Source organism: Halobellus inordinatus, assembly GCF_024464655.1.
GTDB classification, from domain to species: Archaea; Halobacteriota; Halobacteria; order Halobacteriales; family Haloferacaceae; genus Haloquadratum; species Haloquadratum inordinatus.
In genome coordinates, this window is sequence record NZ_JANHAV010000007.1 from 62,027 (window position 1) to 83,179 (window position 21,153).

The following is a 21,153-nucleotide window of genomic DNA, read 5'->3' on the forward strand; positions in this document are numbered from 1 at the left end:
TCACTCCAAGAGGTAGTACGACGGCCATCAGCAAATAATCTCGGGTCAGGCGGTAAACACTCGACCGGCCATCGCTTTGGATCAGTGACGCTGACCGATCGGCTATTATGCGACCCTTGTGTCTGTTATTACCGTATTAGCTGTACAAACACAACGTTAGCTGGCTCAGCGTCTGATTACTTATTGTTTTGTCGTATGTGGTTGTCTCCAACGGGCGCGAGAGCCCCCGTGATCGATATGCAACAGATGGGAGATCCAGACAGGAATCGACGATGAACAGGCAACGACAAGCGACAGCGCTCGTACTCGTCGCGCTGATGCTGTTCTCGGTCGCCGGAACAGGATTCGCTGCGGGGAGTCCGAGCTCAGTAGCGGAAGTGGAATCGCAGCCGACAGCGAGTATCGGCTCGGGTGAGCAGGCCGCGGTGACCGCAGCCGCTGGCGATGTTCTGTACCGCGCGAACGCGGGCGGAAGCTTCACTGCGGACGGTAACCAGTGGGACCCGCTCGTGGACTACCAGGTCGCCGGGGAAGACGAGACCTCTTCTCACGGCCAGCCCAGCACGATCCACAGTTCGGTCCCCGCGGGGACACCCAGTCAGATCTGGGAGACCGAACGCTGGGACCCGAGCGACGGAGAAGAGATGCAGTACGAGTTCGATGTCGCGAGCGGCCAGCAGGTCGAGGTCCGACTGTACTTCTACGACGGCTACTCGGGCACCAGCAGCGTCGGTGACCGGGTATTCGACGTCAGCATCGAGGGACAGACGGTCCTCGACGACTTCGACATTATCGAGACGTACGGCGACGACACGGGTGCGATGGAGTCGTTCACCGTCACGAGCGACGGCACGATCGACGTCGACTTCGGTCACGTGACGGAGAACCCCCAGGTCAACGCGATCGAGATTGTCTCGGCCGAACCACAGTCCGATACGCTCGGTGGACCGGGCTCGGTCGACTTCGGTCAGGTGCTGGTCGACAACTCCGAGCAGGAGACGGTCACCGTGACGAATCTCGGCGGTGACGGCGACCCGAGCATCGACATCACAGACGTCTCGGTCACCGGGTCAGACGCGGACGAGTTCACGGCTGGAGCGGCGTCCGATACGTCGCTCGCGCCCGGCGACTCTTCTAACATTCCGGTAAGCTTCTCGCCGTCCAGTGTCGACCCGATGAGCGCGACGCTCGAGATCAGCCACTCTGGGTCCAACTCCCCGCTGACGGTGGACCTCTCGGGCGAGGGCGCGAGCGCGGTCGACCCAAGCTTCCAGAAGAGCAAGCTGGAGGGCTTCAGTGCGGGTAGCCCGACGGCCATCGACTTCGGGCCCGACGGCCGGGCCTACGTCTCGACGCAGGGCGGAACGGTGTACGCGCTGAACGTCACTCGAACCGGCGAGAACAGCTACGAAGTCGAAAACGAGGTCGAGATTGATGCCATCAAGGACATCCCGAACCACGACGACTTCGGGAACATCGACACCGGCGAGGACAACCGCCAGATCACCGGGCTGACCGTCGGCGGTACCGCCGACCAGCCCGTCGTCTACGTCTCCTCGAGCGACCCCGAGATCGACGTGGGGCAGGACGACGACGACACGGACACCAATTCCGGTGCCATCTCCCGACTGACGATCGCGCCCGGGAGCGACGGCGTGCTTCAAGCGAGCGAAGTCGACCACACTGTGATGGTCCTCGGGCTTCCGCGCTCCGAGGAGAACCACGCGACGAACGGCCTCGACCTGACTCCCGACGGCGACACGCTCTACGTCGCCCAGGGCGGCCACACCAACAAGGGCGCGCCGGGCGACAACTTCGGCCACACGCCGGAGTACGCGCTGTCGGCGGCGGTCCTCGAGATCGACCTGGCACAGATCGAGAACAACCACCAGGCGACGAGCCTGCAGACGCACAACAGCGAGTACCTGGACCTCGACTACCTGTACGCCCTCCCGACCATCCAGGGCGGCGACCTGCCGTTCGGCGGTAACGACGGCATCAACCAGGCGAAGCTCGTCGAGGGCGGTCCGGTGCAGATATTCTCGCCCGGCTACCGGAACCCCTACGACCTGGTCCTCGCGGAGAGCGGCCAGCTCTACGTCAGCGACCACGGTCCGAACGGCGGTTGGGGCGGCCAGCCGGCCGACGCGAACGGCAACACCGTGGCCGAGGCGTCGAGCGTGACTAACCACCCGAACGAGGACGGTAGCTTCACGACGAGTGACCAGCTCATCGCGGCCGACGAGGGCGACTATGCCGGCCACGCCGCGCCCATCCGTGCGAACCCGACCGGTGCGGACATCTACAACGCGGACGGAGAGGTGATTCTCGACATCGACGCGTCAAACTCCCCCGTTCCGGAGAGTCTGGTCGACCCGCGGCAGGCCGACTACATCCCACCGACCAGCGGCTCGCCCGATCCAGGCGCGCCCGCGGGTAGCGCCAACACGATGGAGTTCGAGGACGGCAGCAAGGTCCTCTTCGGGCCGACCGGTGGGACCGGACAGTACACCGCCTCGAACTTCGGCGGCGCGATGGAGGGCGACCTCCTGCAGGTCGAACTCAGCGGTAACATTTACCGCGTGGAACTGAGCGCCGACGGTGAGACGGTCACGAACGTCGAACAGATCGGCAACACCGGCGGCGCGCTCGGTATCTCCGCGCAGGACGACGGCGAGGTCTTCCCCGGGACGATCTGGACCGCCAACCACGGCGGTAACGACGTCACCATCTTCGAGCCGGTCGACTACGGCGACGGCGACACGGGCGAGCAGTGCGACCCCGACAACCTCGACCCGGAGAGCGACGCGGACGGTGACGGCTACACCAACGAAGACGAACTCGCCGTGGGAACCGATCCCTGTTCGTCGGCCTCCACGCCGGCCGACTTCGACGACGACGGCAATCCGAACGAGCTCGATCCCGACGACGACAACGACGGACTCGACGACACCGAGGACCCGTTCGCGGTTGATCCGGACAACGGGCTTGACACGACCCTCCCCGTCCAGCACGACCTCTCCGAACTGAGCCTGTTCGGCGAGAACGGCCAGGGCTGGACCGGGCTGATGGTGAATGGCACCGACTATCAGAACCTCTACGACCCGACGCAGATGACGGTCGGCGGCGCGGCGGAGGTCCTGACGGTCGAGAACGTCCCTCAGGGTGACGCCCACGCGGGCACGAACACGCAGCAGTACGCGTTCCAGTTCGGCGTCAACCCGCCGGACGAGCCGTTCACGGTCGAGTCGACGGTCGCCTCCTTCCCGGAGAACCCCAAGGACTTCCAGTCCGCCGGCATCTACGTCGGCACCGGCGACCAGTCCAACTACTCGAAGCTCGTCGTCGCGGCCGACGGCGGCAACGGCGGCATCGAGTTCGCCCAGGAGGAGGGCGACTCGTTCACGCACCAGACCTCACCGAACATCGTCAGCGATAGTAACGTCACCGGCGCGGACACGACGCTCCGGCTGACGGTCGATCCGACGACCGACCCGATGCCGGACAACGGCGAGGACGAAGTCGCCCTCACCGCCGAGTACGAGGTCGACGGTGAGACGAAGGAAGTCGGGACGGCCGCGATTCCGGCGTCCTGGCTCGACACCTCCGACGGCACCGGCCTCGCGGTGGGCGTCATCTCGACGTCGAACGGTGCGAGTTCGACGTTCGACGCGACGTGGACCGACATCAGTGTCGAATACGTCACTCCGCCCGCAAACCAGCCGCCGACCGCCGACGCGGGCTCCGACCAGACGGTCGACGAGGGCCAGCAGGTCACGCTTGACGGCTCCGAATCCAGCGATCCTGACGGTGACTCTATGAGCTACTCGTGGACCCAGACGGCCGGTCCGTCGGTGACCCTCTCGGACGCCGACACGGCGACGCCGACGTTCACTGCGCCCGACATCGGCGCTGACGAGACGCTCACCTTCGAGGTCGAAGTCTCCGACGGCGAGGCGACCGACACCGACACGGTCGACGTCACGGTGCAGGACACGGACGTGGCGACCGGTGACGTCGTGTTCGCGGTGAACTCCGGCGGCTCGGAGTACACGGCCACTGGCGGCACAGTCTACCAGGCCGACACGAACTTTGACGGCGGCTCGACGTACAACGTCTCGCAGCCGATCAACGACACGCAGAACGACCCGCTGTACCACACCGAACGGTACGGACAGAACTTCAGCTACGACATCCCGCTGGAGAACGGCACGTACCAGGTCACCCTGAAGTTCGCCGAGATCTACCAGGGGGTCTCTCCCCAGGACTCGCCGGACTCGACGGGTCCTGACGACGGTACAAACGAGAACGACCGCGTGTTCGACGTGACCATCGAGGGACAGCAGGTCATCGAGAACAAGGACCTCTATGCGGAGGTCGGTCCGCTGAACGCGACCGACGAGACGTTCACTGTCGAGGTCACCGACGGTGAACTGAACGTCGCGTTCCCCTGGGACTCGGATAACTACGACAACGCGAAGATATCGGCGATCAAGATCGTCGCAGTCGGAGAGGAACCCGACGGCGAGATGACCGTCGCGGAGGCAGTCGCGAGCTACGGTGACGGCGACGACTCTACGATCAGTCTGCAGGAGATCCAGACGGGCATCAACTGGTGGTCGACTGGTACGGAAGTCCCGAACACTGGCGGGGAGACGATCTCCCTCCAGGAGATCCAGCAGTTGATCAATATGTGGTCGACCGGCGCGACCGTCGGCGACGGCGGTGACAACACCGCTCCGACGATCGACCCCATCTCGGACCAGACGGTCACCGAGGGCGACTCGGCGACCGTCCCGGTCAACGCGAACGACCTCGACGGCGACGCTGTGTCGCTGTCGGTCAGCGGTCCCGACTTCGTCAGCCTCTCGAACAGCGAGCTTACCATCGCCCCGCAGTCGGGCGACGCCGGCACCTACACGGTCGAGGTCACGGCCGACGACGGCCAGGCCACCACGACCGAGAGCTTCCAGCTCACCGTCAACGAGCCCAGTGCAGCCACCGGCTCGGCGCAGGTCGCGATCACGCCCGACAGCGGAACCGAGGCGAGCACCTACGGCGGTGGCTCGTTTACCGTCGAGAACACCGGCGACCAGCAGATATCGTCGGTCACCTTCGACCTCTCGGAGTCGGCGATGCCCGATATGGTGTTCGATCCGGCGGGCACCGCCGGCGACCAGGCTGCGAAGGGCCTGAACATCGACTCCCAATCGGGTGACGGCGTCGGCGTCGTGAGCACGGCGGACGACGACGTGTTCAGCCAGCCGCACAACGGCGTGAACGGCTCCGACGGCTACGACGTGCTGACGATCGAGTTCACCGACTTCGACCCCGGCGAGTCGGTCTCGTTCTCAGCGGACAACGACCCGACGAGCATCAAGGACGCGACCGTTTCCTCCCAGGAGGCCGGTCCGGTCTCCGGTCTCGAACTCGCCCGCTCCAGCGTGAGCGTCGAGTACGCGGACGGAAGTGCCCAGGAGACGCAGCTGTTCGGTGACGGCAGCGCGGGCGGCGCACAGGCGACGCTCGACGAGTCGGTCGCACCGGCACCGACCATCGACGTGCAGGACGTCGACCTCAACGACGGCGTGCTCCGCGACCACCACAGCGCGGCCACCGTGAACGAAGCCGACCAGACCGTGACCGTCACTGGCCAGCCCGGCGAGACGGTCACGCTGCTGCACTTCGAGAGCGAACTCGAACTCGACAACGTGCCCGAGTACGACGGTACGCCCGGTTACGACATCGAGGCCTATGAGGCGAACAAGATCGAGAACGTCGACTATCAGACGGTCCCCCTCGACTCGAACGGGGAGGCCGAAGTGCCTGTCACGCTGCTCAACACGACCGCAGTCGGCGGCTACAACTACTTCGTGGCGACCCAGGGCGAGCCCGGTTCCGACACCGGCCTCGACTCGAACGTGGTCGTCCTGAAGTACGAGGAGAGCGCCGGCGACGGTGGTGACGACGACGGCGTCACCAGCTTCGCCGTGAACGCCGGCGGTGACGCCTACACTGCCGCGGACGGCACAGAGTTCCAGGCTGACGCTAACTTCGACGGCGGCTCGACGTTCACGACGGGGAACTCGGGGACGCCCTCGAATCCCGAGATCTCGAACACCGAGGACGATGAGCTGTACTACACCGAGCGGTACGGCGACTTCAGCTACGATGTGCCTCTCGAAGACGGCGAGTACGAGGTCACTCTGCACTTCGTGGAGATCTACCAGGGCGTGGCGAACGACGGTGGCGAAGGCGACCGCCTGTTCAATGTCTCGATCGAGGGGCAGAAGGTCCTCGACGAGTACGACATCTACGCGGAAGCCGGTGGTGCGCACGCCGCCGTCACCGAGACGTTTACCACCGAGGTCACCGACGGCGAACTGAACGTCGACTTCAGCACCGTCGAAGACAACGCGAAGGTGTCGGCAATTGAGATCGACCCCGTCAACGAAGACGGCGACGACAACGCCGCGCCGACGATCGACTCAATCGACAACCAGACCGTCACCGCGGGCGAGACTGCCCAGGTCACCGTCAACGCCTCCGACGACGACGGCGACTCGCTGACGCTGTCGGTCGACGGACCGGACTTCGTCGACCTGACGGACGACGGCGACGGGACCGGGACGCTTGACATCGCTCCCAAAGACGGCGACGCCGGAACTTACACTGTCGAAGTGACGGCCGACGACGGCACCACCACGACCACCGAGAGCTTCGAGGTGGCCGTTGAGGAGGCCGAGGCCCAGCTGCTTCACCGCGTGAACGCGGGCGAGAGCACGACGCTCTCTGCGACCGACGACGGCCCCGACTGGACCGGTGTGGCTGACACGAGTTCGCCGTATCTCACGTCGGCCGACGCCGCTGATAACAACTACTGCGGCGGCGATGACATCACGCCAGACAGCACGGTTCCCTCGTCCACCCCTGACGGCGTGTGGGACTGCGAGCGCTACGGGAACTCCACGTGGGAGTTCTCCGTGGACTCCGGTCAGCAGGTCGAGGTCCGACTCTACCTCGGGAACTCCTTCGACGGCGCCAGCGAGCCCGGTGATCGTCAGTTCAACGTCTCTGTCGAGGGCCAGCAGGTCCTGACGCAGTACGACCCTGTGGCTGACGTCGGCCACGCGACGGGAACGATGAAGAACTTCACCGTCACCGACGACGGCGACGGGACGATCACGGTCGCCTTCGAGAAGGGCGCGGTCGAGAATCCAGAGATCCGCGCCATCGAGATGCTTGAATCGTCGGACAGCAGCTCGCAGTAGCGACATCCAGCCCGATGAATGAGAATCCCGCACCCGCCGTCGATGGACGCCCGGAGTCGGCCCCCGAGGCCGGCCCCGCCAGCGACGCGTGCCTGCGGTCCAATGACGACCGGACGACGCGGCATCTCGTCGTCGATCACCGACCGGTGCCCTTCGGGGGTAACCACAGAGACCGAATCGCGCCGGTCGGAGGGTGTCCCGGCGGTCAGCGGACGCAACACGGCCCGAGGACCTCCCAGTTCCCGATCGCGGGGCGTCGGGGCGCAAGTGCGCTGACCGACCTCACGCGAGCCGAGCAGCACGAACACAGTCGACAAAACAGCAATCAGCTATGAAAAACGCTCAGAAACGATTCACTCGGACGGTAGCCGCGCTCGCCGCGCTTATGCTCGTCCTGTCGGTGCTCTCACCGATCGGGATGGTCGCGGCGGTAGACGGCATCACCGTCACACAACAGGCGGACAGTACGACAGTCACCCCCGGCGATACGATGACGTTCACGACGGACGTGAGCGTCGATAACGAGCAGATCGAAACGTCGAGTATCGGACTCCAGACGGACCGCCCCGACGGCTGGGAGATCACCAGGCAGAACGGTGAGTTCCTTGGGCACGGGCCCGATGGGTGGCTGTGGTTCAGCACTACCGGCGTCTCGGGCTCCGACACTGTGCAGTACACGGTCGAAGTCCCGAGTGACGCCGAGAGCGGGGATTACGACATCTCCGTGACGGCGTCGACGTCCGACGGCGAGGCGAGTACCACCGATACGACAACCATCTCGGTCGAGCCCGAGCAGACGAACACCGCGCCCACCGCGGACGCGGGCGACGATCAGACGGTCGAGGAGGGCGACACCGTGACGCTCGACGCATCCGAATCCAGCGATCCGGACGGCGACTCGCTGAGCTACTCGTGGACGGTTGCCGACGACGCGGGGACCTCGGTGAGCCTCTCGGACGCCGACACGGCGACGCCGACGTTCACCGCGCCCAGCGTCGACAGCGAGACGACGCTCAGCTTCCAGATCGAGGTCGCAGACGGCAACGACGGCACCGACTCCGACTCGGTGAGTGTGACCGTTCAGCCGACCCAGCCCGCGAATCAGGCGCCGACGATCGACGCGATTTCCGACCAGACGGTGACTGAGGGCGACTCGGCGACTGTCCCGGTCAGCGCCGACGACCCCGACGGCGACACGGTGTCGCTGTCGCTGAGCCAGGCACCCGACTTCGTCAGCCTCGCGAACGGCGAGCTAACCATCGCCTCGCAGTCCGGCGACGCGGGCACGTACACGGTCGAGGTGACCGCCGACGACGGCCAGGCCACTACGACCGAGAGCTTCCAGCTCACCGTCGAAGAGCTACCGAACCAGTCCCCAACGGCCGCGTTCTCCCACTCGCCCACCGATCCGGAAGTCGGTGAGGACGTGACGTTCGACGCCTCGGCGTCCGAGGACTCCGGCGGCTCGATCGCGAGCTACGAGTGGGACTTCGGCGACGGTTCGACTGACTCCGGTGAGTCGGTCACGCACACCTTCAGTTCGCCCGGCGACTACGACGTCGAACTGACGGTGACCGACGACGACGGCGCGACCGACACCACGACGCAGACGGTCTCAGTCGCCGAGACGGCCGCTCCCGCTAACTTCCAAATTTCGGCGATCGACGTCGAATCGCCGGTCACGCAGGGCGACACGGCGACCGTCTCGGCGACTGTCGAGAACACCGGCGACGAAGGGACGCAGACAGTAGTTGTCGCCGTCGACGGTGCGACGGTCGACAGTCAGGACGTGACGCTCGCGGGCGGTGCGAGCGACGACGTCACCTTCGAGGTTGCTACTGACAGTCTCTCCGTCGGCGACCACGACGTCGACCTTTCGACTGCGAACGACTCCGCGAGCGGACAGCTGACGGTGACCGAACCGGAACCCCCAGCAGACGACCTTGAGACGTCGGTGAGCCTCTCGCCAGCGAACGGTGAGACCTTCGTCGGCGGGGCGACGACGTACGAACTCGTGGTCGACGACGCGCAGGGCGGCGTCGGCGCGTACGAGGCGACTGTCTCTCTCGACGACCCGTCTGTCGGCTCGATTACCGACGTGTCGCTGCAGGGCAGCCCGGCCGGACAGACGACCAACGTCGATGTCGCGTCGGACGGCTCCTCGGTCGAGATCGACGCTGCACTGATGGACACGGCAGACTCCGGTAGTGTTCCCGTGGCGACGATCACCGTTCAGGGGGACGCCGCTGGCGCGACCGATCTGAGTGCCTCCGTCTCGGCACTCGGCAACGAAGCCGGAAACAGCTACACAGTCACCGGCACGCAAGGCGCTTCGCTCTCTGTGACTGAGAAGTCGACGTCGGTGAGCCTCTCGCCGACGAGCAACGAGGTCGCCACCGGCGACACGACGACGTTCGACCTCGTCGTCGACAACGCGGAAGGCGGCGTCGGTGCGTACACGGCGACCGTCTCCGTCGACGATCCGTCTGTCGGATCCATCACCGACGTGGAACTGCAAGGAGATCCGGCTGAGGGGACTTCGGAGGCCAACATCGCGGCCGACGGCTCCTCAGTCGCGATCGACGCTGCACTGATGAATACGGCCGACTCCGGAAGCGTGGTCGTTGCGACGATAACCGTCCAGGGTGAGGCAGCCGGCTCGACTTCCCTCTCGACCGCTGTCGAAGCGATTGCCGACGAAGACGCGACCACTTACGCCGTCACCGGTACGAACGGTGCGTCCCTCACCGTCACCGAAATCACCGTCGGCAACTACACCAGTCCGGTCACTGACGTCGACGACGACGGTGTCTACGAGGACATCAACGGCGACGGCGAGTTCAACATCGTCGACATCCAGGGCCTGTTCGTCAACCTCGACGACGAGGCCGTCCAGGACAACCCGTCCTACTTCGACTTCAACGGTGATGGTACTGTCGACGTCGTCGACGTCCAGGCTCTCTTCAACGAATTGACTACCTAACTACGCCTCTCTTTCCGTTTCGAGCCACCACCAATCAAAAACATACACAGAGGACAGTAATGATCACGACACTGCTCGGCGACCTGACTTCGACCGCCCAACGTAGACGCGCGCTCCGCGCGGGTCTCGCGGTAGTGGCCGCGGTTCTGGTCGTGACCGGCACCGGAGTAGCGGCAACGGAAAAACTCGACTCCGGAAACGGCGGACCGCCGATCGAAGACGCGGACGCGGACGCCGACGCCTACGACGTCGTCGTCGAGGACGCGACCGACGGCGTCGGCGCGTACAACGTCACCGTCTCGCTCGCGGACTCGTCGTCTGCGCGGATCACCGGCTTCGATCCGCACGAGACCGCCGATCTGGCGAACACCACGATATCGGCGGACGGATCGCGGGTCGTCGCGACGGTCGCGCTGATGAACACCACCGATACGGGGCGCGTACGGATCGGCTCGCTCACACTCAGCGGTGCGGACGCCGAGTCAGCCGACACGACGCTCACGGTCAACGCACTCGGTGACGAGCAGGGTGATCCCTACGACGCCGACACGCGCGTGCGAGTCGTCTCGTCGACGCAGGAGTCGGTCGAAGACGATCCCACGGATCCGAGCCAGGGCGACGACGACAACGACGGTTCGGACGCCAGCGACTCTGCGGACTCGAGTGACGACGCCGACGAGCAATCGAGCCCAGCAGACACGACTGAGAGCGAACTCCAGACGACAGCCGACGCTGGTGACGGCACCGCCGACGGTAACGACGCTGGCGCAGCGGCGGACGTCGCTGACGGTGACGCTGGTACCGTGACCGATCCAGCGACGGTAGACGATCTCGGGACGGCCGGTTCCGACTCCGTCACGGACGCCGACTCCAGTCCGGTACCGGTGAGTGGGATGGGCGTCGTGGCTGTGCTCGCCGCCATCGGCGTCCTCGTGCTGGTTCGTCGGTGGTCGGGCTGATCACGTCGGCTGCACGTCTGTGACGCACCTCGCAACCTCGGGGTTGCGAACCGTTCGTCACAGTCCCGACCGATCGGACGAGCATTGCCGCCGATTGAGGGTCGGCCGCAGCCGTCGGTGGTGACTCGCTCTTCGCTTTCTGCTCTGCCTTTGCTCCTCATCTGTGGTATCCACGGCTGGAGCGAGGTGGAACTCAAAGGCCTCGACTGGGCCGATCAAAAAATAGTGGCAGGTATCACCGGGCCTCCGGATCCTGTGTGTCTGCGGACGCACTGTGAGGCGACCGTACTCTCGCGGTGCCCTCCGAATCTCGACGGCACTCGATTGACCACGGCCTCGGCCGTTTTTTCGACGCCGGTCCCCCAATCGGGGCTGTCGTTCAGTACGGGGGCGATTCGGTTTCGATGACGCCAGCCAGGTTGTCCAGTTCGTCAGAGAGCAGGATCAACAGATCGTCCAGCGTCACGATCCCCGCCAGATTGCCGTCGGTCTCGGTGACGGGCATCCGGCGAACCGAGTGTTCGTGCATCTGTCTGATCGCCTCGAAGACGCCGGCGTCGGTATCGACCGTAACTGGCGTCTCGGTCATCACGTCGGCCGCCGTCACTGTCGTCGGGTCGGCACGGGGTTCGAGGACCTCGACGACGAGGTCGCGATCGGTGACGATTCCGACGGGACGATCGTCCTCTTCGATGATCACGCTCCCGACGTTCTCTTCTTTCATCACGGTCGCGAGGTTCCCTGCGGATTGGTCTCGCTGCGCTGTCATTACTCCTGTCCGAGCGACGTCTACTACAGGCATTGTCCTCCACCGGAGATATCGGATGCCTGTTGTATAATTGTATCTGTGGCTGCACGCTTTCGCCGCACGCCGCCGTTCTGCACGCCCCCTCGTGATCTAACTGTCTCTCGCCCCCGATTCCGGATGACTGCTCTCCCCAGTCCTCCGCTCTCTGTGGGCGCAACCCGACGTTGTCTCACGGAGTAAAAAGCTGCTACGACCGGTCAGGAAGCAATTAATATAACAACTGTACGTCTGTTAGTGCTATTTGTTATGAGATCACTACGGGGTCCCAGAGAGTGAATAGCGAGTGGCGACGTATTCGGCGTGTGAAGGCGTTATGAAATCATCGTACTACTTCGTCGGATTCGCGAGAATGGTGGGTTCGCTCCGCCGGTGCGCCGCCGCTACTGATACATCGTCAAACCTGGGGGTTCATCGAGCTCCTGTTGTTGCTGGGCCTCGGTCATCTGCCGGTAGTGCTGTGCGATCTGTTCCATCTGCTGTCTGATCTGGTCGGCTTGCTCTTCGAGTTCAGTCGTGTCGATGTCGAAGTCGACCAGCGGTTCGAGGGCGTTTTCGATGACAGAGCGCGCGGCGGCTGGGTCAGGCAAGTACGGATTCGCCTTCACCACCAGCACTGCCGCGGGAACGTCGGCGTGGTGGCACTTCGAGACGAGCGCTCCGGTGATCCCGCCAATCAACCCGGGCCCATCAGCCGGTTGGATCCCGGCGTCGCGAAGTTGCGATTCGATCGTTGCTGTGGTCCCAACGCCGACGACGTTACCGATCTGGTCTTCGCTCTCCGCCGGTGCTCCTGCGAGGAAGACCGCTCGCTCGAACTCTTGGGCGAGGTCGTCGAGGATGCACTGACTGAGCGCTTTGAACGCCTGTCCAGGCAGTGCGACGTCGCTTTGCAGCGTCATTACGGCTGGATCGTCGCGGGCGTACACCCGGACGAGATCTCGCACGCGACCGTCTTTGAACGACGTTACGGGCGGAAAATCTTCCGAGACGATGTTCCCGTGGTGTTCGAGTGACAACTGTCTCGTGATGACGTCGACTGTGATGGCGGCAACTAATCCGTGACCGGGTAATCCTTCGATGAGCGTCGTCGCGTCGCCGTTGATTTCGCTCACTCGATCGAACGTTACTGATGGGCTTTCTCGTGGCATCTTTGTTAACTCCGTGGGGGGGTCTGGTGTTTCGAATCGGCGGTGCGTGGTGTTTGGGCTCGATGGTCCATTCGATCACGTGTCTGGATGTGACCAAACATATTACTCAGTAAACACGAGCCCATATCAATCCATCCACTCCGTGATTCCGAGGATCTTCTCACAGATCGGGCAGACCCAGACAGTGGCAATCCCGGAGTGATCCTGCGGCTCGCCGCCGCTCACGGGCGTAATCTCTTCTTCACAGTAGGGACATTTCCCCGGCATACGATTCCTACATCACGGGGCAGTACCAAGATAGTATCCCCTCTCGGCGTGTCCTTTTTTGCGTGCTCGTGGTTCAACTCACCGGCTGGCCGTCGTGTTTGTACGCGAGCGGCCGGTGTACGGAGCGATCCACTATGACAGCCATCGCCCGCCTCGAGGCAAGCCGCCCACGTCGCTGCCGACGGCGATCGAGTGACCTCCTCACTTGAGATCGACGAACAGCGCGGCCGAGAGCAACACATCGACGACCGCGTCGCGGCGGTCGAAACCGCGCTCGGCCACCGTCCGCGACGGCGGAGCGAATCGTAGGCCGACGTCCACCGACTCGCTGCTCGAAACCCCTCCTCGTCAAATAAATATAAGAATCCAATTATTCATATCTTATTTACTATTTCTCTACTCTCCAATCCGTATCCAACGTATAGCTATCTCGGAATCCCTTTCTCGTCTCTAGTGAACTATGCAAAAACAAGCATCAAAACTCTGCTAACCCCTTTTTGTGTTTTTCCACAGCGCGCTCCACGTCTTATTCCGGATCTCGAAGCGAGACCGCTGTCGCTCAGTAGAAGATAAAATATAATTCATAATGGTCTAAACACTCAAAAATAGGACCAATCCCCGACCGAATTACTCTATCTCTGTAGCGCCGTTCTCCGCGGCGTCGGTCTCGGCATCAGGCCCGAGATCGCCTCGCCGCTCCAAGTATTCTTGTCCTTCCTCGGTTTCGGCGATCAGGTCGTCGAAGATGGCTGCGTCCGTCTTGAATTTGTGGAGGTTGTGGACGGATGTCGTCTCGAACTCGTCGATCACCTCGCCGTGGTCTTCGAAAAACGCTGTCACCCACTCGTCCATCTGCTCGGTGCTTCGGAACTGGGTGATGAGCTGCCAGCGGTACTTGTGATCCGCGTTGAAAAACATCAACACGTGCGGGTCCTCGACGAGGGTGTCGTAACAGTCCTCCCAGTGGTCTCTGAAGTTCGGGTAGTGGAAGGCGATGCGGAACACGTAGTGCTTGAACAGCGTCCGTCGCGGGACGACGGTTTTTCGGAACAGCCCCTCAGTCTCCATCTCCCGAAGCAGCGTGTTCACGTGGTTGTGGGACAGTGAGATGCCGTACTCCTCTTTGAGGATCTCGCTGAGTTCGCGACTCGACGCGGTCGGATTCGCGATGCGTGCCTGCAGAAGGATGAGATCTCGGGGGCCGATTTCGGCCAGCGTGTCATTGGTCATCGTGTTTTCCGACTCTTTTCGGGCAGCCTTCAAAAGGGCTGCGAGAAGTTGCTCGTCGCCCGGACTGTGGGCGTCGCTGTGACGCCTTCAGACTATCGGACAGACGCCCGTGCTTCGGACAGATGCCACTGAAGCAGTGCGACACCCGTGGATGCCGAGAGATTTCCAATTTCCGACAGTATCACGCCCCCTCTTCGAACTGAACGACGCTTCGGATCACTTCGCCCGCGTCGAGCGCGGCGAACGCCTCGTCGAGTTCCCCCAGTTCGTAGCGGCGTGTGAGGATCGCGTCGAGATCGAGATCGCCGTTCTGATACATCCTGACGTACCGCGGGATGTCGACCCGCGGTTGCGTGAAGCCGACGATGTTGCCGACGACGGAGATCCCCTTCGTGAACCGTCCGAGGTCGATCTCGGCGGGCGGCGTGTCGCTCGTTCCGGTGATCGCCGCGGTGCCGCCCGGTCTCAGCGATGCGATGGCCTGCTGGACGGTCTGGGGCGCGCCGATGCACTCGAAGGCGTAGTCGACGCCGCCGGTGAGCTCTTCGATCCGTTCGACGGGGTCTTCCTCGCCGGCGTTCACAGTATGTGTCGCGCCGATTTCCGCCATCGTGTCGAGCGTGTCGGCATCGAGGTCGACGGCAACGATCGTGCCCGCGCTGACGGCGTTGGCCGCGAGGACGGCCCCGGCGCCGACGCCGCCACAGCCGAATACCGCGACCGTCTCGCCGCCGTCGACGTCGGTGATGTTCGAGACGGCTCCGAGGCCGGTCGTGACGCCGCAACCGAGCAGCGCCCCGATCTCGAACGGGACGTCGTCGGCGACGGGAACCACCTGTCGCTCGGGGACGACAGCCATACTCGCGAACGACGACTGGGCGTAGAAGTGGTCGATCGGCTCGCCGTCCTGACTGAGGCGATGCGTCCCGTCCATCATCTGCCCCCGGGTCTCGCGTCGAGCCTGGCAGAGATACGGCTGGCCGCTCCGACAGTACTCACAGTCGCCACAGGAGGGCAGCACCCAGAGCACGACGTGGTCGCCCGGCTCCACCGTCGAGACGCCGTCGCCGACGGCCTCGACGACGCCCGCGCCTTCGTGGCCCAGCACGACCGGGAAATCGGTGTCGTCACTCGTGTAGGCGTGATAATCGGTGTGACACACGCCCGTCGCGCGCACGTCTACCAGAACCTCACCCGGTTCGGGATCGTCGAGTGTGACTGTCTCGACCGCGTGTTCTTCTGGCCCGCGGACGACTGCCGCTTCGATCTCACGCATCGATATCACTGCGTACGCGATCGCGCGACGCCGTGTCCGTGAGCCGTGCGACGTTGTCTCGCGACCCTGACGTACCGGTGCCCCGATTCGATGTGGACTGACTCATTCGCTCGACCCTATAGAAGGCAGCGTAATATAATTTTGCCTTAGCAGAATACAATCAAGCAAACTGAGCCACTTTCAAATTACAAATACTCCTATATTCGGAATATTTAAGTATCTATACTCTGAAGTCGACGTATAAGTATGGCAGCAGGTGACAAACCCAGCGTGACGGAACAAGCGCTGCAGGACGCTCGCGACTCGCTCGATGAGGGGTTCTTCCCGCTCGAGTTCTTCCACGACGAGAACCTCCACGACCTCGAGATGGAGCGCATCTTCGGGCAGGCGTGGGTGTTCATCGGTCACGAATCGGAGATCCCGGAGCCGGGCGATTACGCCCGCCGGTACATCGGCGACGACGCGTTCATCTTCGTCCGCGACGAGAGCGGCGAGGTGAATCTGCTGTTCGACAGTTGCCGCCACCGCGGCGCGCAGGTCTGCCGTGCCGAACAGGGGAACACCTCGCACTTCCGGTGTCCGTATCACGGCTGGACGTACAAGAACGACGGCGACGCGGCCGGCATACCGCAGAAGTCGAAGGCGTTCAAGAACCTCGATCGAGAGGAGTACGGCCTGGCGCACGTCCCCCGACTCGAAACCTACGAGGGGCTCGTCTTCGCCTCGCTCGCCGAGGAGGGACCGTCGTTCGAGGAGTGGCTCGGCGACTTCAAATGGTACTTCGACGTCCACATGAAGCTTCCCGAGGGCGGAATGGAGGTCATCGGCGAACCGCACCGCTGGGTCATCGACGCCAACTGGAAGACCATCGCGGACAACTTCAACGGCGACAGCTACCACACCGCGTGGGCACACGGCTCGGTCCTCGATCTGGAACTCGGCGGCGAGGAGACAGTCGGCCACGCTGGAACCGGCGACAGCCTCGACCGACACATCCACTGTGACGGCCACACGACGAGTATGCGCGGGTTCGAGGACGAAGACGTCTTCCTCACCTACCCCGAGGGGGTCGTCGAGGACCTGTTCACGAAGGAGGATCTCTCGGACGCCCAGTGGAAACTGGCCCGTCAGGCGCTCTCGTTCACCGGTGCGATCTTCCCGAACTTCGGGTTCCTCCACTTCGGCGACACCACAGACGACCCCGAGAAAGACGTCGCGCCGTTTTTCACCATCCGGAAGTGGCGACCGCTCGGTCCCGACAAGATGGAACTGTGGAGTTGGGGACTGGCCCCGAAGAACGCGCCCGAGGAGTTCAAAGAACGGATGTACAAGATGTACACCTCGAACTTCGGCCCGACCGGGAACTTCGAACAGGACGACGTGCCGATCTGGAAGGGCATCACTGAATCCGCCAACGGGCAGTTCGCCAGCAGTCAGAACCTCCAGTTGAACTACCAGATGGGCCTCGAGTGGATGAGCGAGATGGAACTCGACGACGAGTGGCTCGGCCCCGGCTTCGCCTACTCGGAGAATCTCGAAGAGGGCGGGATGCGCCTGTTCCACGAGCAGTGGTACGAGATGCTCGCGGGCAACGATAGGACCGACGCCACGGGCACGCCGATGAACGTCCAGGAGGACCAGTGATGTTGGCCGAACGCGAAGAGCAGCTGGAAGCCCTCCTCGTCGAACGGGAAGTCGAGCAGTTCCTCTACTACGAGGCCGAACTGCTCGACAACCGCGAACTCCACGAGTGGTTCGACCACGTCGCCGACGACATCAACTACCGGATGCCACGGCGGCTGATGCGCGAGAACACCGCCAGCGTGTTCAGCGAACGAGGGTACTACTTCAACGAGGACTACGGCTCGCTGAAGGCCCGCGTCGAGCGCTTCGACTCCGAGTACGCCTGGGCGGAACGCCCGCCCACCCGGACACGCCGCTACGTCACCAACGTGCGCGTCACCCGGGACGACGAGGCACTCGCCGAGGACGAACTGTTCGTCGAGGCCAACCTCCTCGTGTACCTGAGCCGCGGGGACAGTGAGAAACACACGTTCTTCTCGGCGCGGCGCGAGGACGTCCTCCGGCGACGCGGGGACACATTCGAGATCGCAGACCGGGAGATCCGACTGGATCAGACGGTCCTGAGCACCGACAACATCTCGATATTCCTATGACGGACGCAACTGAATCAGCGCCCCACCTCGAGATTGCCGAGGAGACCGAGATCCGCGGCGACGACGCGGCGGTGACCGTCCGGCAGATCAAGACGCCGAAGGGCGAACGGCTGGAGGTCCGCGCCGGCGACGAGGTGCTTCGGGCGGACGCGCTCGGCTTGGAGAGCCTCTCGTGGCAGGACCTGGACGTCTTCTCGGAGTTCCTCGGGTACGAGTACGACCTCGCGGCACGGTCAGAACCGGAGTCGGACGCCGACGACGCGGTCGACTGCGAGTTCACACTGAGTAACGAGTACGCGGACATCGTCGTCCGCAGCGTCACGTCGCCGGATGGCGACCGGCTCGTCATCGAAGCGCCGAAGAAGCACTTCAGCATCCGCGTCGACGCCGAGGGGCTCGAAGGCCTCGCCGCACAGGACACGAGCATCTTCTCGGAGTTCCTCGAAACGCCGCACGGCCCGGGTGGTCACGCGCACTGAGGGCCGCGTGACCGACCGCACTGACGACCTCGGGATCACGCACACTGACGATCCTGGGGTCGCCGACACTCGTCGCGCGACCCTCGGGGCGTCGACGCAGTACGGACAGACACCGAAACGACAGCACATTCACCGAGACAATGACACAGCAGTCACCACAGACAGCACAGGTAGAGGCGAGCGACTTCTCGATCGACGCGGACTGGAACGGCCTGTTCATCGACGGCGAGTGGCGACCCGCAGCGGGGGACGAGGCGATCCCCGTCGAGAACCCCGCCACTCGCAACGTCGTGAGCGAGGTCCCCGCCGGCACCGTCGCTGACGTCGACGAGGCGTTCGAGGCAGCCGCGCGGGCCCAAGAGGAGTGGAAAGAGGTGCTCCCCCAGGAACGCGGTGAGATCATCCGCGACGTCCAACACCTCATCGAGACCTACCACGAGGAACTGACAGAACTACTGGCGATCGAGTCCGGGAGCGCACGCCCGAAAGCCTCCCGAGAGTTCACCTCGACGGGGGAGATGATGCACGACGTCGCGACCTACCCCTTCCGGATGACGGGCAGTCACAGCCAATCGAAGGTCGCGGGGAAAGAAAATATCGTCAAGCGCGAACCCGTCGGCGTCGTCAGCGTCATCTCGCCGTGGAATTTCCCGTTCCAGCTCTCGCTGCGCGCGGTCGCGCCGGCGATCGCACTCGGGAACAGCGTCGTGCTCAAGCCCGCCACCGAGACGCCGATCACCGGTGGCCTCCTCATCGCACGGCTGTTCGAGGCCGCTGGGCTCCCCGAGGGCGTCCTGAACGTCGTCACCGGTCACGGCTCGGAGATCGGCAACCGGGTCGCCTCCCACCCCGAGATGTCCGCGGTAGCGTTCACGGGGTCTACCTCGGTCGGCCGGCGCGTCGCGCGCAACGCGGCCGGAGCGTTCGCGCTCCCAGCGATGGAACTCGGCGGCAACAACCCCCACGTCGTGCTTGACGACGCAGACGTCGAACGCGCCGTCGACGCGGGCATTTTCGGGTCGTTTATGCATCAGGGACAGATCTGCATCTCGATCAACCGCCACCTCGTCCACGAGGACATCTACGACGAGTACGTCGAGCGGTTGGTCGAACGCGCGGCCGAACTGAAGGTTGGCGACCCACTGGAGGCGGATACGATCGTCGGCCCGATCATCAACGAGGCCGAGCGCGACGACATCCTCGCGTACGTCGAGCAGTCCGTCGAGCAGGGCGCGACGCTCGAACTCGGCGGCAGCGCAGAGGGACTGCTGGTCGAACCCACCGTCCTCTCGGATATGGAGAACGATATGGCCGCGGCGTGTAACGAACACTTCGGCCCCGTCGCGCCGGTTGTCCCGTTCAGCAACGACGACGAGGCGGTCGAACTCGCGAACGACACCGAGTACGGCCTCTCGGCGTCGGTCCACTCCGAGCGGATCTCACGCGCCCGCGACGTCGCCGATCGAATCGACGCCGGGATGGTCCACATCAACGATCAGCCGATCAACAACGAGCCGCACGTCCCCTTCGGCGGGACGAAGGCCTCCGGGATGGGCCGCTACAACGGCGAGTGGATCATCGAGGAACTCACAGAGACGAAGTGGACGTCGATCCAGCACCAGCCCCGGGACTATCCGTTCTGAGGGTTCTGGTGCGTCGAGGATCGCTCGAAGAAAGAGCGCGGAGAGTTATTCGACGGAGTCGTTGACCGACCGCTTCGCCCGGCCGAACACCAACTCGCCGTTTTCGAGGCCATCGATCAGGACCTCGGGGAGGCCATATTCGTCGATTTTCTCTTGCGTCTCCGCTTTAGGATACTCGACGCGGTGGAGATCGACGGTTCCCGCCTCCACGTCGAGGACGGCGTAGCCGGCGCGCCAGTCGCCGTCGCGTGGGAGCCCAACGCTTCCCGGATTGACGACGACGCCTTCGTCGAATTCGGACTCCGCCTGAATGTGGGTGTGGCCGATGACGAGCACGGACTCCTCGCCGAGGAGGTCGGGACTGAAATCCTCGGGATAGGTGTAGGTGTTCGGCTTGTCGGGGGCGCCGTGTGCCACTTTGACCTGTCCGTCGTACAGCTCGCGCTCGATCGGGAGCGACCCGATGTATCCGAGTTCGTCGTCGGTCAACTGTTCGGTCGTCCAGAGCGCGGCCGACTTCGGAATCTCGTGGAAGTTGTCGTGGAAGTCCCCCAGCACCCCGCGGTCGTGGTTCCCCTGGATCGAGACGATGCCGTTCTCCCTGAACATCTCGATGACCTCACTGGGGAACGGCCCGTATCCGACCACGTCGCCCGCGTGTACGATCGCGTCGACGTCGGGCATATCTTCGAGAACGGCTTCGAGGGCCGGTCGATTGGCGTGTACGTCACTGATGAGTCCGACTTGCATAGAAATACATCGTAATTATGGTGTAATCAATCTACTCCTTTCTACAACTGTATTCTTCTTCGGATCCTATATTTGGGATACAATAGATCCCGCACTACGAGAAATAGATTACAATACCAAATGAACCTTCGTTAATTATAAATAGCTGTGTCACGCTGTCTA

The 21,153-nt window shown here is 63.6% G+C and carries 14 protein-coding genes; 8 read left to right on the top strand and 6 right to left on the bottom strand.

Features of this window, described 5'->3' with window-relative positions; genetic code table 11:
• The first annotated feature begins 272 nt into the window (after positions 1-272).
• From NO347_RS13080 to NO347_RS13095, 4 genes are read left to right on the top strand one after another with little or no spacing between them, the layout of a single operon-like run.
• Positions 273-7,271: a malectin domain-containing carbohydrate-binding protein gene (locus NO347_RS13080; protein WP_256290025.1), complete on the top strand. Its 6,999-nt coding sequence runs from the start codon at positions 273-275 to the stop codon at positions 7,269-7,271.
• Between the two features lie 14 nt (positions 7,272-7,285).
• Positions 7,286-7,606, top strand: coding sequence for a hypothetical protein (locus tag NO347_RS13085; protein ID WP_256290026.1), 321 nt, complete (start codon positions 7,286-7,288; stop codon positions 7,604-7,606).
• Positions 7,603-10,254: a PKD domain-containing protein gene (locus NO347_RS13090; RefSeq protein WP_256290028.1), complete on the top strand. Its 2,652-nt coding sequence runs from the start codon at positions 7,603-7,605 to the stop codon at positions 10,252-10,254. The genes NO347_RS13085 and NO347_RS13090 overlap by 4 nt, the downstream gene beginning before the upstream one ends.
• A 59-nt stretch (positions 10,255-10,313) precedes the next feature.
• Positions 10,314-11,213 (top strand): hypothetical protein, encoded by a 900-nt coding sequence (locus tag NO347_RS13095; RefSeq protein WP_256290029.1) that lies wholly within the window; start codon positions 10,314-10,316, stop codon positions 11,211-11,213.
• A 379-nt stretch (positions 11,214-11,592) separates the two neighbouring features.
• Here the strand turns inward: NO347_RS13095 and NO347_RS13100 are convergent, their stop codons facing one another.
• From NO347_RS13100 to NO347_RS13120, 5 genes are all read right to left on the bottom strand, one after another.
• Positions 11,593-12,015: a CBS domain-containing protein gene (locus tag NO347_RS13100; protein WP_121569712.1), complete on the bottom strand. Its 423-nt coding sequence runs from the start codon at positions 12,013-12,015 to the stop codon at positions 11,593-11,595.
• Positions 12,016-12,401: 386 nt separating this feature from the next.
• A complete protein-coding gene (locus tag NO347_RS13105) occupies positions 12,402-13,169 on the bottom strand; it encodes a proteasome assembly chaperone family protein (RefSeq protein ID WP_256290030.1) in 768 nt (255 codons plus the stop codon).
• Between the two features lie 126 nt (positions 13,170-13,295).
• Entirely contained in the window at positions 13,296-13,436 is a 141-nt protein-coding gene (locus NO347_RS13110; protein ID WP_256290031.1) for a hypothetical protein, read from the bottom strand.
• A 627-nt stretch (positions 13,437-14,063) separates the two neighbouring features.
• Entirely contained in the window at positions 14,064-14,666 is a 603-nt protein-coding gene (locus NO347_RS13115) for a helix-turn-helix domain-containing protein (protein WP_256290032.1), read from the bottom strand.
• 181 nt (positions 14,667-14,847) lie between these two features.
• On the bottom strand, positions 14,848-15,942 hold the full coding sequence (locus tag NO347_RS13120; RefSeq protein ID WP_256290033.1) for a zinc-binding dehydrogenase: 1,095 nt from the start codon (positions 15,940-15,942) through the stop codon (positions 14,848-14,850).
• A gap of 246 nt (positions 15,943-16,188) precedes the next feature.
• On the opposite strand from NO347_RS13120, the gene NO347_RS13125 reads away from it, so the two are divergent.
• The 4 genes from NO347_RS13125 (at position 16,189) to NO347_RS13140 (ending at position 20,241) form a co-directional block, all read left to right on the top strand.
• The gene (locus NO347_RS13125; RefSeq protein ID WP_256290034.1) at positions 16,189-17,586 is read left to right on the top strand and encodes an aromatic ring-hydroxylating oxygenase subunit alpha; all 1,398 of its coding nucleotides are present in this window, start codon (positions 16,189-16,191) and stop codon (positions 17,584-17,586) included.
• Positions 17,586-18,119: an aromatic-ring-hydroxylating dioxygenase subunit beta gene (locus NO347_RS13130; RefSeq protein ID WP_256290035.1), complete on the top strand. Its 534-nt coding sequence runs from the start codon at positions 17,586-17,588 to the stop codon at positions 18,117-18,119. The genes NO347_RS13125 and NO347_RS13130 overlap by 1 nt, the downstream gene beginning before the upstream one ends.
• On the top strand, positions 18,116-18,598 hold the full coding sequence (locus NO347_RS13135) for a hypothetical protein (RefSeq protein ID WP_256290036.1): 483 nt from the start codon (positions 18,116-18,118) through the stop codon (positions 18,596-18,598). The genes NO347_RS13130 and NO347_RS13135 overlap by 4 nt, the downstream gene beginning before the upstream one ends.
• Before the next feature lie 140 nt (positions 18,599-18,738).
• A complete protein-coding gene (locus tag NO347_RS13140; RefSeq protein WP_256290037.1) occupies positions 18,739-20,241 on the top strand; it encodes an aldehyde dehydrogenase family protein in 1,503 nt (500 codons plus the stop codon).
• A gap of 45 nt (positions 20,242-20,286) precedes the next feature.
• Here the strand turns inward: NO347_RS13140 and NO347_RS13145 are convergent, their stop codons facing one another.
• On the bottom strand, positions 20,287-20,991 hold the full coding sequence (locus NO347_RS13145) for a metallophosphoesterase family protein (protein WP_256290038.1): 705 nt from the start codon (positions 20,989-20,991) through the stop codon (positions 20,287-20,289).
• Positions 20,992-21,153: the final 162 nt, after the last annotated feature.

What these genes read in the sequence shown, in the direction of transcription:
- NO347_RS13140 (WP_256290037.1), top strand. Translation starts at nt 18,739, where the DNA reads ATGACACAGCAGTCACCACAGACAGCACAGGTAGAGGCGAGCGACTTC.
- NO347_RS13110 (WP_256290031.1), bottom strand. Translation starts at nt 13,436, where the DNA reads ATGCCGGGGAAATGTCCCTACTGTGAAGAAGAGATTACGCCCGTGAGC.
- NO347_RS13120 (WP_256290033.1), bottom strand. Translation starts at nt 15,942, where the DNA reads ATGCGTGAGATCGAAGCGGCAGTCGTCCGCGGGCCAGAAGAACACGCG.
- NO347_RS13090 (WP_256290028.1), top strand. Translation starts at nt 7,603, where the DNA reads ATGAAAAACGCTCAGAAACGATTCACTCGGACGGTAGCCGCGCTCGCC.
- NO347_RS13130 (WP_256290035.1), top strand. Translation starts at nt 17,586, where the DNA reads ATGTTGGCCGAACGCGAAGAGCAGCTGGAAGCCCTCCTCGTCGAACGG.
- NO347_RS13100 (WP_121569712.1), bottom strand. Translation starts at nt 12,015, where the DNA reads ATGCCTGTAGTAGACGTCGCTCGGACAGGAGTAATGACAGCGCAGCGA.
- NO347_RS13115 (WP_256290032.1), bottom strand. Translation starts at nt 14,666, where the DNA reads ATGACCAATGACACGCTGGCCGAAATCGGCCCCCGAGATCTCATCCTT.
- NO347_RS13105 (WP_256290030.1), bottom strand. Translation starts at nt 13,169, where the DNA reads ATGCCACGAGAAAGCCCATCAGTAACGTTCGATCGAGTGAGCGAAATC.
- NO347_RS13145 (WP_256290038.1), bottom strand. Translation starts at nt 20,991, where the DNA reads ATGCAAGTCGGACTCATCAGTGACGTACACGCCAATCGACCGGCCCTC.
- NO347_RS13135 (WP_256290036.1), top strand. Translation starts at nt 18,116, where the DNA reads ATGACGGACGCAACTGAATCAGCGCCCCACCTCGAGATTGCCGAGGAG.
- NO347_RS13085 (WP_256290026.1), top strand. Translation starts at nt 7,286, where the DNA reads ATGAATGAGAATCCCGCACCCGCCGTCGATGGACGCCCGGAGTCGGCC.
- NO347_RS13080 (WP_256290025.1), top strand. Translation starts at nt 273, where the DNA reads ATGAACAGGCAACGACAAGCGACAGCGCTCGTACTCGTCGCGCTGATG.
- NO347_RS13125 (WP_256290034.1), top strand. Translation starts at nt 16,189, where the DNA reads ATGGCAGCAGGTGACAAACCCAGCGTGACGGAACAAGCGCTGCAGGAC.
- NO347_RS13095 (WP_256290029.1), top strand. Translation starts at nt 10,314, where the DNA reads ATGATCACGACACTGCTCGGCGACCTGACTTCGACCGCCCAACGTAGA.